This is a genomic window from Candidatus Latescibacter sp. (assembly GCA_030692375.1).
In the GTDB taxonomy this organism is placed as follows: Bacteria; Latescibacterota; Latescibacteria; order Latescibacterales; family Latescibacteraceae; genus JAUYCD01.
In genome coordinates this window covers 1-15,381 of the sequence record JAUYCD010000105.1, presented here as the reverse complement: position 1 = coordinate 15,381, position 15,381 = coordinate 1, and the positions used below count along the sequence as shown (strand labels likewise).

Below are 15,381 nucleotides of genomic sequence, written 5' to 3'. Positions count from 1 at the left end.
TAAAGCCCCTTTTGAGAAAATATTTTGGTAGTTAGACAAGGGGGAGAACATCATAATTTTGCTAACCTTAATAATATCTGATCTTTAAGTGTTAAATTTCATAATACTTTTGACAGAACCATGAATTCATACAGGAGAAATACATGAATTCCATTCTTCAAAAACATTCAAGACGGAATGTGCTGCAAACCGGCCTTGCGGCAACCGTCGCCGCATTATCCTCTTCGAATCTGCATTCCCAGCAATCACCAAGGCTGTCGACATGGGAACCGAAAAAGCCAGGCGAAATATCAATTACAGCACTATGCGAAAACGATCCTACACTCGAAACGGGTCTCAGACCGATAATGACTCGTGTAAAAAACGCCCGTTTTTGGTGGGCAGGGAACTACAGGCCAATAACACCTGACATGATCAATGATACCGATCTGCTCATCACCTATTATTCCGGTTTCATATATACCGACAAAAATGTGGCGGCGATCATTGACGGCATAACAAATCGCGGTATGGGCTGGCTCGCCATTCACAATACCTGCTGGTTCGCAGGTGATAAACTCAATTCATTGATGGGCGCTTATTCGATGCTTCACAGAGAAATCCAGCCGGTTATAATCCATAACCTGAATCAGGATCACCCCATAACCCAGGGTATTGAACCGTTCGTCATACAACTCGATGAGCAATTCGGTGTATATATGGCTGACCCCCGTGACCCGGATGTGACACTGCTGTTCAGAAGTCATGGTGTGCACGATGATCATCGAACAATACAGGGGTGGTGCGCCCAGCGGGGCAAAGGCAGGATTGTAGGAATGACACCGGGTCATTACTCGTGGACATGGAGCGAGCCGCCATATTCCGAGATGTTGTGGCGCGCAGCACACTGGGCGCTGAATCTCCCGATAAAGCCTTTTTACGGGAGTTATGAGAACTTTATCTGGTAAACCTCCAACAATTCGTAAATTATGGAATAGTGTACCCACGCAAGAAGACGCGGGTATCCACCTTCATTATCACCTGCTTTCTACAAACTCTCCGGCGATCTCGATCATACGCTCGATTCGTTCGGGACTCGCCGCAAGGCCGAAATGAGCGATGCGGAAAGTCAGGCTCCTTCCCTCTTTATCCCTGTAAGCGAATCCCTGGCCGATCATGATATTATGCTTTTCCATGCAGTATGCGCGGAACTCTTCCCCGAATATTCCTGCCGGAGGATAAAAATCGGTAACCACCGGCGAAGCGTCTCGCGGATCGGCGCTCATCCGAAACCCCAGCCCGGCCAGACCGGAGCGAAGCCTGTTTCCGGCGGAACGGAACCGTTCCTGACGGTTAAACACTCCCTCTTTGAGAATCTGATCCACCGTCCAGTCCAGCGCATACAGAAACGATGTGTTGCCGGTTACCGGCTGGGGATGGTGATCATGCATGGAGATTGCAGCGTTTTTCCAGCTCTGAAAATCAAGGTAGAACGGAACCCGGCGATTTTTCATGGAATCCATGTAACGCCAGGCCCTCTCCCCCACCGCAACCGGCGCGAGACCGGGAGGAAGCTCCAGGCACTTCTGGCTGGCCCCCGCAACGACATCAGCGCCGTTATCCCCCATGTCAACCAACACACCGCCGACGCCTGAAATGGAATCCACGATGAGAAGTGCATCGAATTCCCGGGCGATTTTTCCGATGGGAGGTATGGGATTCACCACCGCGGTGGAGCTTTCATTGTGGGTCATATAGATGAAAGGATGCCGTTTCTTTTTCATGGCATCGCGTACTTTTTCCGGATCAAAGGCTTTTCCCCAGGTATCCTTGACAAAGGTGGACGGAATTCCGAGGCAGTTCAGATTCTTTTCCGCATATTCCCCCAATGTTCCATTGGAAAGGACAAGCACTTCATCCGCTGGGGTTAAAAGGCTGGCCAGCGCCATGTTGACCGCCAGGGTTCCGCTGCCGCTGGGAATGAACACACTCCCCGCATCAAGCCCGAACACCGGTTTCATTTTTTCGGCAAGCTCATTATAGAACTGGGGAAAACGGGTGGCTGCATCGTAATGCGGAAAAACCTGGTGACTTAACCTCCGCAAAACCTCGTCAGGTACATCCATTGGTCCCGGTATCATCAAAACCGGTTTGAGCATTTCAACAGACATAATAATTTCTCCATAAAAAATATATAAAATTTTTTATTTTTATTTTTTTATAATGTATATCTTTCAACATAGATCATACGTGTAGAAAATGTTTTCATTGATGTTCTCTTTTGCGATATCAACTATATGCCGATGGTGGGTGAAAAAGATAATCTGTGTATGCTGAGATAGATCAGCAAGCATTTTAAGCGTAGCAGTTGCACGCTCATTATCAAAATTTACAAGGATATCATCCAAAATGAACGGAATTGGCGGATGGTTATCAAAATATCTTTCCAGACTTGCCAGGCGGAGAGCGAGATAAAGTTGATCCGCCGTACCATCGCTCATCCCCGGCACTTCAACAGAGCCCTTCTCTCCGGACCGAATACCTACAAGAATATCTTCATCATTACTACCAAAATCAGTCCTCAATCTATCAAACGATCCGAGTGTCAACCCAGAAAAAATCTCTCCCGCACGGTTGAGCAATGGCCCTTGATTTTTCATCCTATATTGTTCAATTGCACGAGCTAAAATTATTTCTGATATTTTTAGGCGGGCATATTGTTCGGTATTCGTCGAAATTTCGGCCAGTAGCGATTGGGCGTCTTCCTCAAGCTGAGCGGCAACAGCGCTGCCATCCATCTGTTCCAACTCTTTACTGATACTTCCAATTTTCTCGGATACAACTTTTAACTCGTTCTCATGATTTCTAATCTTTTCATCAAGTTGCAAAAGTGCAGGCTCTATCGCATCAATATTCTCGTTTTTTACTATCTCAATAAATTCACCAAGACTTAGACCAAGTGAAAGACCGATTAAATTTTCCTTTATAGAATCAATTTCTTGTTCATATTTCAGCCGCTCGACAGACCGTTTCCATGCAGGATCCAATTCATCACGATCTTTTACCTGAGCTTCACGACATAAAGCAGCTATCCCTTCACGTATTTGAGTCAATTTATCTTTTGAATCACCTATCCGTTTTTTTGCCTGGGCTGATTGATTTCTAAGAGTATCAAATTCTGATTTGCTTGAGCGATTATTCTTCAATTCGTTGTATAGTTTTTGAATAGCATGTTCTTCTGACAAACCAGCGGTGTCAATCTCAACCACTTTAACCAACTTCCTTACTTCGTCCCTGAAATGACGGTCCTCTTCATTAATCTGATCGATACGAGTTTTAAATCCATCAATTCTATCGTATAATACAGTTAAATTATCAATCTGTTGTACAATGGCATTGGCTTCGCTTGGAGAAATATTGTTGTTTTCTCCTAAAGCATTCATCGCTTCCGCCCATTCATTTACCCAGGCTGCAAGTTTTTCTTTAGATTCAGCTACCGATAGTTCAGCTTCAGGTATTTCTTTTGTGTCTAAAGATTTTAGAGTTTTTTCAAGCTGGGTACGCTCTTCAATTTTTTTCTTATATAAAGAAACTTTACTTTCCGCTCGGTCTAATAATACAGCCAGAGATTCATCATTACGGTTTACAGTTTTATCCAAAGATTCTAAATCAATTCTCAGTTCATTGAGGTTATTTTTCATTAACGATTCAAACTTATTGATTTCCGCCATTAATGATCGAAATTCCCCAATGCTGTCAGCCAACTCTTTTTGGTTACGCGCCCATTGTGCCATTTCTTTAGGAGACCGTGTTTCAATTCCGAGAGGACTCCATAACTCACTCCAAGCCATTTCACATTTTTTATATTCAGCTTCTATATTGTTATGTTCAATGACTAAATCCTCATTTTTTTTCTTGAGGCTGACTTTCCTTGCCTCCAACTGTGCGAGTTTTGCCACTCGATCGGCCTCGGTCCTTAATCTATCGGAAACACCGTCCGTCTCCAAAGTGATAAACTCATAAGTATCAGCAAGATTTTCCATCGTTTTTTCCGGCACACCAAGTTTCGTAAGAACCTGACTTACATTTTGTGTTTGTAATCTTCCTGGAGGAGTTACATTTTCCCATTCCTGACGTACAAGTCGCCAGCAGGAGTTTCGACTATTTCGATACTCGCGAAGTAATATTTCATTAGGTATGTTATGTTCCTGCTTGAGATCGGATATTTGGCCTACAACTTTATTGTACTCATCTTCGGTTTCATTTTTTCGGTCGTTTGATTTTTTAAGATCATTGTCTAATCGCGCATATTCTCCTCTGAATCGTTCAATAGTCTCGGAAGATGGTATAGCCAATAATTCCAGTTCTTCCATAGCACCATTCCACAACCCGAGTCGAGTAATTCCCACTAAAATATCATCTTTAGCAACAAGGGCATTTTTTTGTTTTTCACGAATACGTTCTTCTATATCACCTGATTTGCGAATACGCTTAATTGTTTTTTCCAGTTCATCCGGATCTGCAAGTAGTTCTATATTTTCTAATGAAGCCATAACACTACTTCTTCTAATTTTCAACTTTTCGAGAGAATCCACCGCGTCATCAAAACGATTCTTAACAGATACATTCTTTTGTCCCAAATCGATAATACGGCTACGCAATGATGGTTTAATCCGCAAAGAAGGTATTGCATCCACTTTTACGCCGAGACGAAATAGTTCGAGGGTTTCAATCGCCTGTTTTTCAAGAAGATGAAGTTGCGGTTCAAGGATTTCATGGCTGTCACGCAAAGCTTTTGTATTAGTTGCATAAAGTTTGTATAAATGTTCTATTTCATTTTCCTGGATTAAAACTGTTTCATTGATTGAAAGTTTATCCAAGGCTTCTTCGTATGATTTCAAATCTTCATCTGCAACTTGCTTCATTCCCAAAACTTTTTCTTCTTTATTAAGCAAATCTCTGAATTTATCGTCAAAATCTTCGGGCAACAAGTGAGCATTGGCAACCGGCCTCAACTGCTCCATAAGTTCAGAATATTTTGCGACATACGGGGAAGCATCCAACATTCGTTTAAACCGGTTTTTTTCAGCCCTTGTCTCACGAATAATTCTCTCAATATTATCTCTTGACTCAATTGCAAGATGGAGTTCCTTATCCTTATCACTCCAATCACTAGGGCGCAGTTGTTTTGTTTTAAGGTTTTTGCGAACTTCGCTGAGTTTGCTTATCGAAGCATTGATCTTTGGTTTTGAACCTGATGGTTTGAACAGTTCTTCAGCTTCTTTTTTTAAGCTCTCCAGAACTATTCTTGGATTCCCAAGTCCTGCCGATGCAGCAAAAAGCGCTTCACCCACATTGCCCTTACCCTCTACTATATCCCGACCGCCTTGAACCAGATTATTATGGCTCAGGCCAAAAACAATTTCAAATGTTTCCTTATTTATTCCACCAAGGAAAAGATCAAGTGCAGATTCTTCTAAAACTTCATCGGTATCCCTATTTCTGAGTGTGCCTTTATTTCCTTTTCTTCGATTAATATTCAGAGTCCGTACTCCATCGCTTATTGTTCCTCCAATACACATAGAATTATGGGGGTGAACGAAGTCGTCGGTTGAACGAGGAGGAATGCCGAAAAGAAGCTGTGAAATAGCACGAAGAGCAGAACTTTTACCGGCTTCATTTGGGCCGTAGATGATGTGGAGACCTTCTTTGCCATTCGATAAATCTAGGGGATAATTTGTAAAAGGCCCAAAAGCATCCAGGTATAGTTTCTGAATCCTCATAATGTGGCCTCCGGATCTCGTAACTTTGTTAAAAGCATAGGCTGAACCTGTCTCAGGATTACCTTCATTTTTTCAGGCTTTTCCATATCAAGAGATTTCATACCTTCACAGAGTTCATGAGGCAGCTTTTTTATTAGAGGATCAAGTTCATTAATTAGTTCTTTAAGTGCTGATTCGTCAGTGTGAAATGAATCAAAAATCTGCGATAATTCCCCAAGTGGTCCTTCTAATTGTACCTTGTCGTACATCATATCAGGGCGGGTACTTATAACCAGTTTTTCAATCCAGACATTACCATCACCATGATCGATAGCTATCGACCTTATATCATTAAGGAAACTTGTGGGGCGGGACGAGATTGATTCATGGGCCACACTCTCGCCGGTAACAATTACTCGCAGGGCATATATGTGTCCATTACTTTTCTTAAGTCTATTCGACAACTGATTACGAAAGAAATCAAGACAATCATCAGGATTCTGCGCTTTTGAAACATCAACATAAAGTTTATCCCATCGCAAGACATCCAACTCACGAAACTCCACACTCACCTCTCTGGAATCGTCTACTGTTACTAGTAAACAACCCTTTGAACCAGTTTCTTGTATGTGGCGTCCTTGAATATTTCCCGGGAACCATATTTGTTGTTCAGCTTCAATCTGCTCCCTGTTATGAACATGCCCCAATGCCCAATAATCATATCCCCTTTGTACTAAACCTTCAACTGTGCAGGGTGCATAATTATCATGTCCCTCACGTCCATTTATACTTGTATGCAACATACCAATATTTAATGCATTTGATACAACTGGTGGATATGACATTGAGAGATCGCGGGTGACTGCTTGTGTTGGAAAACCCTGTCCATGAATTACCACACCTATATTATCAAGATGTTGAGTTTCTGGATGTTTTGTGGAGAATTGATAAACGTTATCTGGTAATTTTAGGCATTTTGTCATAACACTTTGCGCGTCGTGATTTCCTGCAATAATAAAAACTTTAATATCGGCTTTTCGAAGTTCAGACATCTGTTTAGTAAAATAAAGTCCTGTATTATGATCTTTCCAGTTTCCATCATAAAGATCGCCAGAAATAAGGACAAAATTCACTTTGTCTTCTATCGCATTTGCCACCAGGTTTTCCAATGCCTTGCGTGTGGATTGGCGAATTTCCTCTTCCGGCGCTCCATCGTATCGACTCAACCCGCATAAAGGACTGTCTAAATGAATATCAGCTGCGTGAATAAACTTAATCATTTAACAATCCCCATCTTTATAAAGGTTTCCCTATCATATAGACGAAAACGCATGACTTTTTAGAACAATCCGGTAATTCTGCCTTCTTCATCAATATCGATTCCAGCCCCGGCCGGTACTGTGGGTAAACCCGGCATCGTGTGCATTTCACCAACCAGCGGGTATATGAATCCCGCCTCCCGCAGCGCCGCCTTTAATTCCGAAAGTTGGCCTCATCTTCTATTTCAGCGTTCGCAAATTGGCATAAATTTACGGTTAAAAGTTCCGATATATTTGGATGTAGGGCGAATCAGCCGGTTGTCGTGATACTGTTCCAGAACATGCGCCACCCAGCCGGATATTCTGGAAGAGGCAAAAATGGTGGTATAAAATTCTTCCGGGATACCGAGCGCATGCTGGACTGTGGCCGAATAGAAGTCCACATTCGGATATATTCCCTTTTTCTCCAGCACAATGTTTTCTATACGGTGAGCGATAGTGAAGAACTTTTTATCGCCGGATAAATTGCACAGTTCTTCAGAGGATTTCCGTAAATGCTTGGCGCGGGGATCCTCTTTTTTGTAAACCCGGTGACCAAAACCCATAACCCGCTGGCCCTGGGCAAGCATGGAGTGGATGTATTCTTCAACTTCATCTACATTGTTAATCTCCTTCAGCATTTTCATAACCCGCTCATTGGCGCCGCCGTGCAGGGGGCCGTTGAGAGTCCCGATGGCCGAGGTTATGGCTGCGTGCATGTCGGCATGTGTGGAGGCGGTGACCCGCGCAGCAAATGTCGATGCATTAAGACCGTGGTCGGCATGCAAAAGCAGGAGCTGATCCATCGCCCGAATATGCGCATCGCAGGGAATTCGCCCGTGCAGCATATACAGAATGTTGGCCGCCATGCTGATATGAGGGTCCGGCGAAAGAAGGTTTTTATTGTGACGAATACGATACAGGTGCGCAACAATGGTGGGAATCTGCGCTATAAGACGTATTGCCTTACGGCGGTTCGCCCCTTCAGAGTTATCTACCGCATCAGGATCGAAACAGGAAAGCGCCGATACTGTGGTCCGCAGCACATCCATAGGATGACCGGAAGGAGGCATGATCTCCATCATTTGGATGAGCTGAGTTGGAAGACGCATCTCGGAAACGGTCTGGAGACGGAATTGATCCATCTGGCTCACAGTGGGCATATCACTATTCAGGAGAAGGTATGCAACCTCCATATACGAGGCAGTGTCTGCAATGTCGTGAATATTATATCCCTTATAATAGAGATCACCGTTTGCTCCGTCCACATAGGAAATATCCGTTTCAGCGGCGACTACATCCTGCAATCCCCGAACTACTTCCGATTCCTGAGCTTTAGTTTTCATTTCATTCATTTTAGAATCATCCCCTTGTGTTCGTCTGATTTTTAAAAATCAAATATACTTTTTTTCCTCATATGACGCAAGGATATATATGTCATGCCGAACTTGTTGCCGCTTCGCGGGAACGATGAAACCGTTGCCGTTTCTCGGGAACGGTGAAATCGTTGCCGTTTCTCGGGAACGGTGAAACCGTTTCGGCATCTATTTTGAAAAGAAACGAAATAAAATATGTCGTCATGTATAAAAAAAATAACCGGATTTTTTTGCCGCATCATCCTACAGCCAGGATACCACTCCGGTCGCGAACGAATAATAAGCCATTTTTACTGCGACTGCACCTTCGGCTACCTTCTGTTCCAGGAAAGGCTCGCTTTCAATTTGTTTCGCAACAGTTCCCGCATTTTCTTTTACAGCGGCAGCAGTGATATCCACAATCTTCGAGCGCCGGGATATGGTATCCGGAATATTTTCACGGATCATCTCGGCAATCCGGATTACCGCTACCGGTTCACGGATCAAATCGGTGTCCGGAGCAAGAGAGGCTTTCACCGCGCCGCACGACTCATGCCCCATGACCACGATGAGCGGACAGTCCAGATGTCTCACTGCAAACACCAGGCTGCCCAGTCCTGCCGGCTCCAGGATATTGCCTGCGACCCGAACCACGAACAAATCCCCGATTCCACGGTCGAAAATGATCTCCGGGGGAACCCGTGAATCGGAACAGGCAACAACAGCCGCAAACGGATGCTGGCCTCCGGCCATCTCGTTACGGCGCAAGATTCCGGAATGCGGGTGTTCAAGTCTGTCGGAAACGAACCGTGCGTTGCCTTCTTTGAGAATCCGAAGGGCCAGGTAGGGAGAAATTTCGGGTGATAGTGTCATGGTAAATTTTCCTTTATAATCAAGGATTAGCTTTTTTTTATGTAGTTAAGATAAAGTAAAATGCAGGTCATCTCAATGCAACATTTATAAAAAAAAGGCGGCAATTTTCCAGCCGCCTTTATTCACATAGGATACCTCTCTGCTATTTACCTTGCCAAAAGCATCTTCCGCGTTTCCTCTCTTCCTCCGGCTATAAGCCGGTAGAGGTATACTCCCGAAGAAACCTGCTTTCCCTTGCTGTCCGAGCCATTCCATACAACACGGTGCTCTCCGGCGGGTTTTTCTCCTTCTGACAGGGAGACCACCTCCCGCCCGAGGAGATCGTACACCTTCAGGCTTACCGGCGAAGATTTCCTGAGGGTATAGCTTATCGCAGTCGCCGGATTGAACGGGTTCGGCGTGTTCTGGCGCAGGGTGAAGACTTGAGGGGCCTCCGCGGCGGCGTCTTCCAAATTCACCGTGGAGGTGACGGAAAAGCCTTTTTGAATTCTTCCGATACTATGAGTTGCGGTCTCGGGTCCCCCTGCTTCCAGATCGGTGAATTCTGAATAATCGCATCGATCTTCTCCGGAAGCTCATCGTAGGCTTTTGTGTTTGTTATTAGTGATTCGATTTGAACCATCACATTTGCACGGGTAAAGAAAAGGCTGCGAGTTGTTTTATTGTCCAGACCAAATACCACATCCCCTATGGGAGAATTAAGGAGTCGTTTCAGACGATAGGGAACTTGAAGATAGTAAAAGTGCCACAGCATTTGCCTTTGTGCTTCTTCGATGGTGGGATAAATGTCAATCTTTATTTCACCATAAAACATTGTTGAATTTTCTTGCAGATTCAGCCAGAGATACCAGGGAATTAAATCAGAATGAATAGTTATTCCATACCCGAGAAAAGGGCCGACGGGAAACTCAATGTTAGCCCTGATTAATCCATTCTTACCTGGCCAATTTTCAAAATCAAAATCATCAGCAGCGAAAAGAGCAGGAACCCTCATGAAGATCATCCCCATAAGAAGAATCAGAATATATTTCTTTATCATTTCAGTTTCCTCCATTAATCAACGCTGAAATAAAGGATTTGGCGAGTGGGAGAAGTCGCGGACCACTCAGGAAATGAATCCAGCAGATTTGTTTGATAAGTTGATTCCAAAACATTCGTTGGAAGTGTCCATGTAGAAGAAGGAGAAGTAACATCTCCGCATCCGGGATCTGATCCCGTCACATGATCCGGATCCGACCCGGTATCATATTTTGCCGTGGCGTCCCATACATACCCGTTGGAGTCAACTGCATATGCATGGAAAATGAAACCACCGTCATTCATGGTCCGACAATCATCGTAGATTTGATTAACGCCCCCAATGGGACTATTCGTCGGCCCCGGTGGCGTACCTCCATAACGATCATTTTGAGTCCCTATCGGATTGATACAATTAACAGGATGATTCAATGGAATATTTCCGGAATAATTGCCCAACGCACAGACATTGAGATTGCATCCTATAGAGCCTTCCTGGAGCCAGAGAACGGGAAGCTCACTTGAGAATGCTTCCGCAGTGCTCCATAAGCATAAAAGGGCGATGATGATTCCTGACTTCTGCATACAGCCTCCTCTTGGTGGTATGGTTGGGTGAGTGCTCCGAGTGAACAAGCAACGGAGCTGTTCATATTAGATGCAATAAGTGTGCCGGAAATCTTATCTTATTGTTTATTTTGCGCTTATGGTTTTTATCCCCACCTTTACCATTTTAAACTGTCCGTTTTGTGTCCGTTATCGGACAGTATGTGTACGAATTCGGACAGTTACGAGTGAAAGAGGACAGTGAAGCAGGGAAAATAATTAGGATGAGGCAACGGATATAAACTTGGTATTGACAAACATCGTTAAAAACCCGTAATTTGAAACATTCTTTTCATGAAAAAACCTCAGGGGGGAATTACCCATGATTCTGAACTGGATTGACTGGTCTTTTATCGCTCTCTACTTTGTCGCCTCGCTCGTGGTAGGAATCGTTTACACCCGTAAGGCGGGCGCCTCGGTGAAGAGCTTTTTTGTTTCCGGGCGAAGTCTTCCCTGGTGGCTGGTCGGCACGAGCATGGTGGCCACAACCTTCGCTGCGGATACTCCGCTTGCGGTAACCGGCATGGTGGCCCGTGACGGGATAGCGGGAAACTGGCTCTGGTGGAACATGGCGCTTTCCGGCATCCTGACCGTTTTTTTCTATGCCAGGCTCTGGAGGCGCGCCGAGGTTATTACCGATGTGGAATTCATCGAGCTCCGGTATTCCGGCAAGCCGGCGGCTTTTCTCCGCGGATTCCGCGCTCTTTACCTTGCGCTCCCCATCACCTGCATCACCATGGGCTGGGTCACCCTGGCCATGGCGAAGATCATGTCCATGACCATGGGGATCGATAAATGGACTGCGGTGGCCATCTGTCTGGTGATCACCGTGATTTATTCTTCTTTCAGCGGCCTCTGGGGTGTGGTAATAACCGATTTTTTCCAGTTCATTATCGCCATGATCGGCTCGATAATCCTCGCTTTTTGGGCGGTGCATGCGGTAGGAGGCATAGAAGCTCTGAAGACTCAGGTATCCGCTGCTTCCCCGCTCGGCGCCGATGTGCTGAATTTCTTTCCCCGGCTCGACGGGTCCTGGATGCCGCTTTCCACCATATTCGTCTATATCGGTGTTATCTGGTGGGCAGCTTGGTATCCCGGCGCGGAACCCGGCGGTGGCGGATTCATCGCCCAGCGTATGTTCGCGGCGAAGGATGAGAAAAATTCGCTCCTCGCTGCTCTCTGGTTCAATATCGCCCACTATGCTCTCCGTCCCTGGCCCTGGATACTGGTAGCCCTGGTTTCCATAATTCTATACCCCAATGCCAAGGATGCGGAAGGCGGCTATGTGCAGGTAATGATCGCTCACCTGCCGCCTTATTACCGGGGAATTCTGATCGCCTCGTTCGCCGCCGCGTTCATGTCAACCATCTCTACACACCTGAATGTGGGCAGCTCTTATATCGTCAACGATTTTTACATGAGATTCCTGAATAAAAACGCAGGAGAAAAACACTACGTGATGGTCGCACGGATCACTACTGTGCTCTTGCTCATTGTCTCCGCAATCGTGACATCCATGATGTCCACAATCGTAGGGGCGTTCAAATTCCTCATGACTATCGGAGCGGGAACCGGACTGGTTTACATCCTGCGCTGGTTCTGGTGGAGGGTGAATGCATGGAGCGAAGTTACCGCCATGGCGACCTCGCTCGTAGTCTCCGCGGCGCTCATGCTCATGGGATTCAACACCGATACGAACAAGGGGTTCACCGTTCTCATGATGGTGACAACGCTCATCTCCACCGCCGCCTGGGTCACCGTTACTTTTCTTACCAGGCCGGTTCCCGTTGAGCATCTTGAAGCTTTCTATCGCCGTGTGCAGCCAGGCGGCAGGCTCTGGAAAAAAATATCAGACCGTATCCCGAAAGAAGAGCTGATCCATCCAAAACCGCATATCGGACTCGATTTTCTAAACTGGATTTTAGGCGCTTTCAGCGTGTGGTTTTTCCTGTTCGGTATCGGGAGGCTGATACTGGGACCGGCGATACATGGATTTATCTATATTGCACTGGGCGGTCTGATGTTCACCTTCATTTATTTCGATCTTTCCAAAAAGGAACGGGCATGAGCAATTCTTTTTCCATACTTCTTAAAACTCTTTCACTCGGAATGGTTTTGCTTCTGATTTCCAACGGATGCAACCGTGAGAAAAGTGAAACTGCACCTGCTGCAACCTTGGCGGGAACCGTATTCCCTGCCATGAATGACACTCAAAAACTTGGGCAAACCCTTTGCCTGGCTGTCGATCCCATCGGATATTTCCTTCTCCCGGAATACAGCGAGAAGGTTCAGAACCTGGTTCGGAAATGCGGACCGGGCGCTGTATACTTCGCTTCCGATATAAAATCCTGGAAACCCAGACTGGTTTTGGAATTTAATGCCGGGAAGCTCCGCGAAGTGGTGAAAAATATCCAAAGCCTTTCCCAGATACCGATTCTCTTCGCTGCTGATTTTGAAAGCGGGGCCTGGTTTTGGGACAAAGACGCCACCCACTTTTCTTCACCGATGGCGCTCGGTGCAACCGGCGCGCCTGAAATGGCTTACCGTGAGGGGAAAATAACCGGCCTTGAAGCCAAAGTGCAGGGTATCAACTGGATTTTCGCTCCCCCGGGCAACAGCATTCAGAGATCGGATCCCGTTGCTTTCAGCATCAACTGTTTCGGCAGCGACCCGAATGCAGTTTCCGAATTCTGTACCCGGTTCATTCAAGGCTGCCAGGAAGCGGGAACGGCAGCCTGTCTCAAGTATTTCCCCGGTCCCGGAAGACTATTGGAAGGAAACTCCGCAGGAGAATTTACCCCTTTTAAATCAGGTATTTCCGCCGGAGTGTTATCGATCATGGGAAATGACTTTTCCCTTTCAGGTGAAGAGAGTGGTCTTTCTCGTCTCCCGGTTAAAAATTACCTTGCAAAACAGCTTGGTTTCACCGGCCCTGTTGTCAGAAAAATTGTCGGCAATGATTCGAATACACCGGTCAGCGCCCAGGCTGCCGCTTTGGTGGAATCGTATGCGGAAGGAAATGACATGGTGATTTTACCCGACGATGTCGAGAAGAATGCACCTCTCGTCGATCAACTGATTACCCAGACCCAGCTCGGCAAGATGGAGATGAGCGCCATAAACTCTTCCGCCCTGAAAATCATGAAAATGAAGGATGCTCTGAAGCTTACCATCCAGGACCGGAACCTTTCCCCCATACTGACCGGGATCGGAATCGATGAATACCGCCGTACTGCACGTGATATCGTCCAGTCATCCATCACCCTGCTTCGGAATGATGATGCTATACTGCCTCTGAATTTCAATAAACAGTACATCCTGTTTCTGCATTTCATTGATGCCCAATCGGTAAGCGATGCTACATTCTTCTCCGACAAAATAGCGAACGCCTGCCCAGAAGCCAAACAGGTAACCATCTTCCAGGAACCGGATAAGCGGATTACACACGAAGTGCTGCGCCGGTCAAGCGAAGCCGCTATCGTGGTCTGCACCTTTTTCATCAACCCGGCGCCGGGGATAGATGCTTCACGCATCCCCAGGGAATATGTCCAGCTCATTCACCAGGCGCTCCTCCGTAACCGGAACACTGTGGGCGTATCCTTCTTTAGTCCCTTTCTGATCAATGAGCTGCCGGAATTGAAAGCTTTCCTTGCTGCATATTCAATCTCCGATTTTTCGATGAGCGCCGTTCTGGATGTTCTGTCCGGAAAGACCGGCGCAGCAGGCAGGCTCCCGGTAACTATCTCGGATCGTTATCCGGCCGGGTTCGGATTGAAACTGGCAAGCCCCCACCCCATTTCCCCTCTCCCGTAAAACGGGAGAGGGGAAGTCCCCGTGACATTGGTGTAACTGCTCTTTACCTGAACACCCGATCCATCTTGAGGAAAAAGTAAAAAATAATGTTACTTTTAGCGGAGAGAATGTGAGAAAAGTCACATAATTTCTCACGGGATTGTTGTATATTAGAAGTATTGAATAAATCTTTTCCCATACTTGTTTGTAGAATAGCAGTAGAAGTGTGTTATGAAAAAATTCTCTTTGCATATTATGGTTCTCTTTGCTGGGATCGTTGTTCTTTTCAGCGCTTGTAGCAAAAAATCAAACGTTTTGAATGGGGGGAATAACTATACTGTTTCCGGTCACGTACTTGAAACCGGCGCAGGACTTTCAGATGTTTCGGTTCGATTGACCGGAAATGAAAAAAATATTATTGCTATAACCGATTCAACCGGCTTGTATGCATTTTCAAACATCCCCGAAGGCGCATATACTATTACCCCTTACAAAAATAATTATTCCATGAATCCGGCGAACAGGACTGTAACAGTAGCAGATAGTAATGTCGTTGTTCCTGTTTTCGTTGATGTAAAAACTTTTTATTCAGTTTCCGGTAGAGTTATCGAATCCTCCTCAGGTCTACCAGGTGTTTCAATTCATTTCACCGGCGCAGGAAAAGACACAACCGCCGTAACATCTTCAACTGGTTCTTTCATT

At 45.7% G+C, this 15,381-nt stretch carries 12 protein-coding genes and 1 pseudogene; 4 read left to right on the top strand and 9 right to left on the bottom strand.

Features of this window, described 5'->3' with window-relative positions:
• Positions 1–143 precede the first annotated feature (143 nt).
• On the top strand, positions 144–947 hold the full coding sequence (locus Q8O92_06415; protein MDP2982941.1) for a ThuA domain-containing protein: 804 nt from the start codon (positions 144–146) through the stop codon (positions 945–947).
• 69 nt (positions 948–1,016) lie between these two features.
• Here Q8O92_06415 and Q8O92_06410 read toward each other — a convergent pair whose 3' ends face one another.
• The 9 genes and pseudogenes from Q8O92_06410 to Q8O92_06370 all read right to left on the bottom strand — a co-directional run bounded on the left by Q8O92_06410 (position 1,017) and on the right by Q8O92_06370 (position 10,869).
• Positions 1,017–2,150, bottom strand: a complete 1,134-nt coding sequence (locus Q8O92_06410; GenBank protein ID MDP2982940.1) for an alanine--glyoxylate aminotransferase family protein — start codon at positions 2,148–2,150, stop codon at positions 1,017–1,019.
• 63 nt (positions 2,151–2,213) lie between these two features.
• A complete protein-coding gene (locus tag Q8O92_06405; protein MDP2982939.1) occupies positions 2,214–5,762 on the bottom strand; it encodes an AAA family ATPase in 3,549 nt (1,182 codons plus the stop codon).
• Positions 5,759–7,021 (bottom strand): DNA repair exonuclease, encoded by a 1,263-nt coding sequence (locus Q8O92_06400; GenBank protein MDP2982938.1) that lies wholly within the window; start codon positions 7,019–7,021, stop codon positions 5,759–5,761. Before Q8O92_06400 ends, Q8O92_06405 begins: the two co-directional genes overlap by 4 nt.
• A gap of 59 nt (positions 7,022–7,080) precedes the next feature.
• Positions 7,081–7,197: pseudogene (locus Q8O92_06395) on the bottom strand (formate--tetrahydrofolate ligase).
• Positions 7,198–7,245: 48 nt separating this feature from the next.
• Complete coding sequence (locus Q8O92_06390; protein ID MDP2982937.1) at positions 7,246–8,394, bottom strand: citrate/2-methylcitrate synthase; 1,149 nt, start codon at positions 8,392–8,394, stop codon at positions 7,246–7,248.
• 264 nt (positions 8,395–8,658) lie between these two features.
• Positions 8,659–9,267: a carbonic anhydrase gene (locus tag Q8O92_06385; protein ID MDP2982936.1), complete on the bottom strand. Its 609-nt coding sequence runs from the start codon at positions 9,265–9,267 to the stop codon at positions 8,659–8,661.
• Between the two features lie 146 nt (positions 9,268–9,413).
• The gene (locus Q8O92_06380) at positions 9,414–9,719 is read right to left on the bottom strand and encodes a T9SS type A sorting domain-containing protein (GenBank protein ID MDP2982935.1); all 306 of its coding nucleotides are present in this window, start codon (positions 9,717–9,719) and stop codon (positions 9,414–9,416) included.
• A 2-nt stretch (positions 9,720–9,721) separates the two neighbouring features.
• Positions 9,722–10,306, bottom strand: a complete 585-nt coding sequence (locus Q8O92_06375) for a hypothetical protein (GenBank protein MDP2982934.1) — start codon at positions 10,304–10,306, stop codon at positions 9,722–9,724.
• A 14-nt stretch (positions 10,307–10,320) separates the two neighbouring features.
• Complete coding sequence (locus Q8O92_06370; protein MDP2982933.1) at positions 10,321–10,869, bottom strand: hypothetical protein; 549 nt, start codon at positions 10,867–10,869, stop codon at positions 10,321–10,323.
• Positions 10,870–11,209: 340 nt separating this feature from the next.
• Here Q8O92_06370 and Q8O92_06365 point away from each other — a divergent pair, with 340 nt between their 5' ends.
• From Q8O92_06365 to Q8O92_06355, 3 genes are all read left to right on the top strand, one after another.
• Positions 11,210–12,955, top strand: a complete 1,746-nt coding sequence (locus Q8O92_06365) for a sodium:solute symporter family protein (GenBank protein MDP2982932.1) — start codon at positions 11,210–11,212, stop codon at positions 12,953–12,955.
• Positions 12,952–14,700, top strand: a complete 1,749-nt coding sequence (locus Q8O92_06360) for a glycoside hydrolase family 3 N-terminal domain-containing protein (protein ID MDP2982931.1) — start codon at positions 12,952–12,954, stop codon at positions 14,698–14,700. Before Q8O92_06365 ends, Q8O92_06360 begins: the two co-directional genes overlap by 4 nt.
• A gap of 210 nt (positions 14,701–14,910) precedes the next feature.
• Positions 14,911–15,381 (top strand): carboxypeptidase-like regulatory domain-containing protein (locus Q8O92_06355; GenBank protein MDP2982930.1); only part of this gene is annotated, 471 nt, incomplete at its 3' end.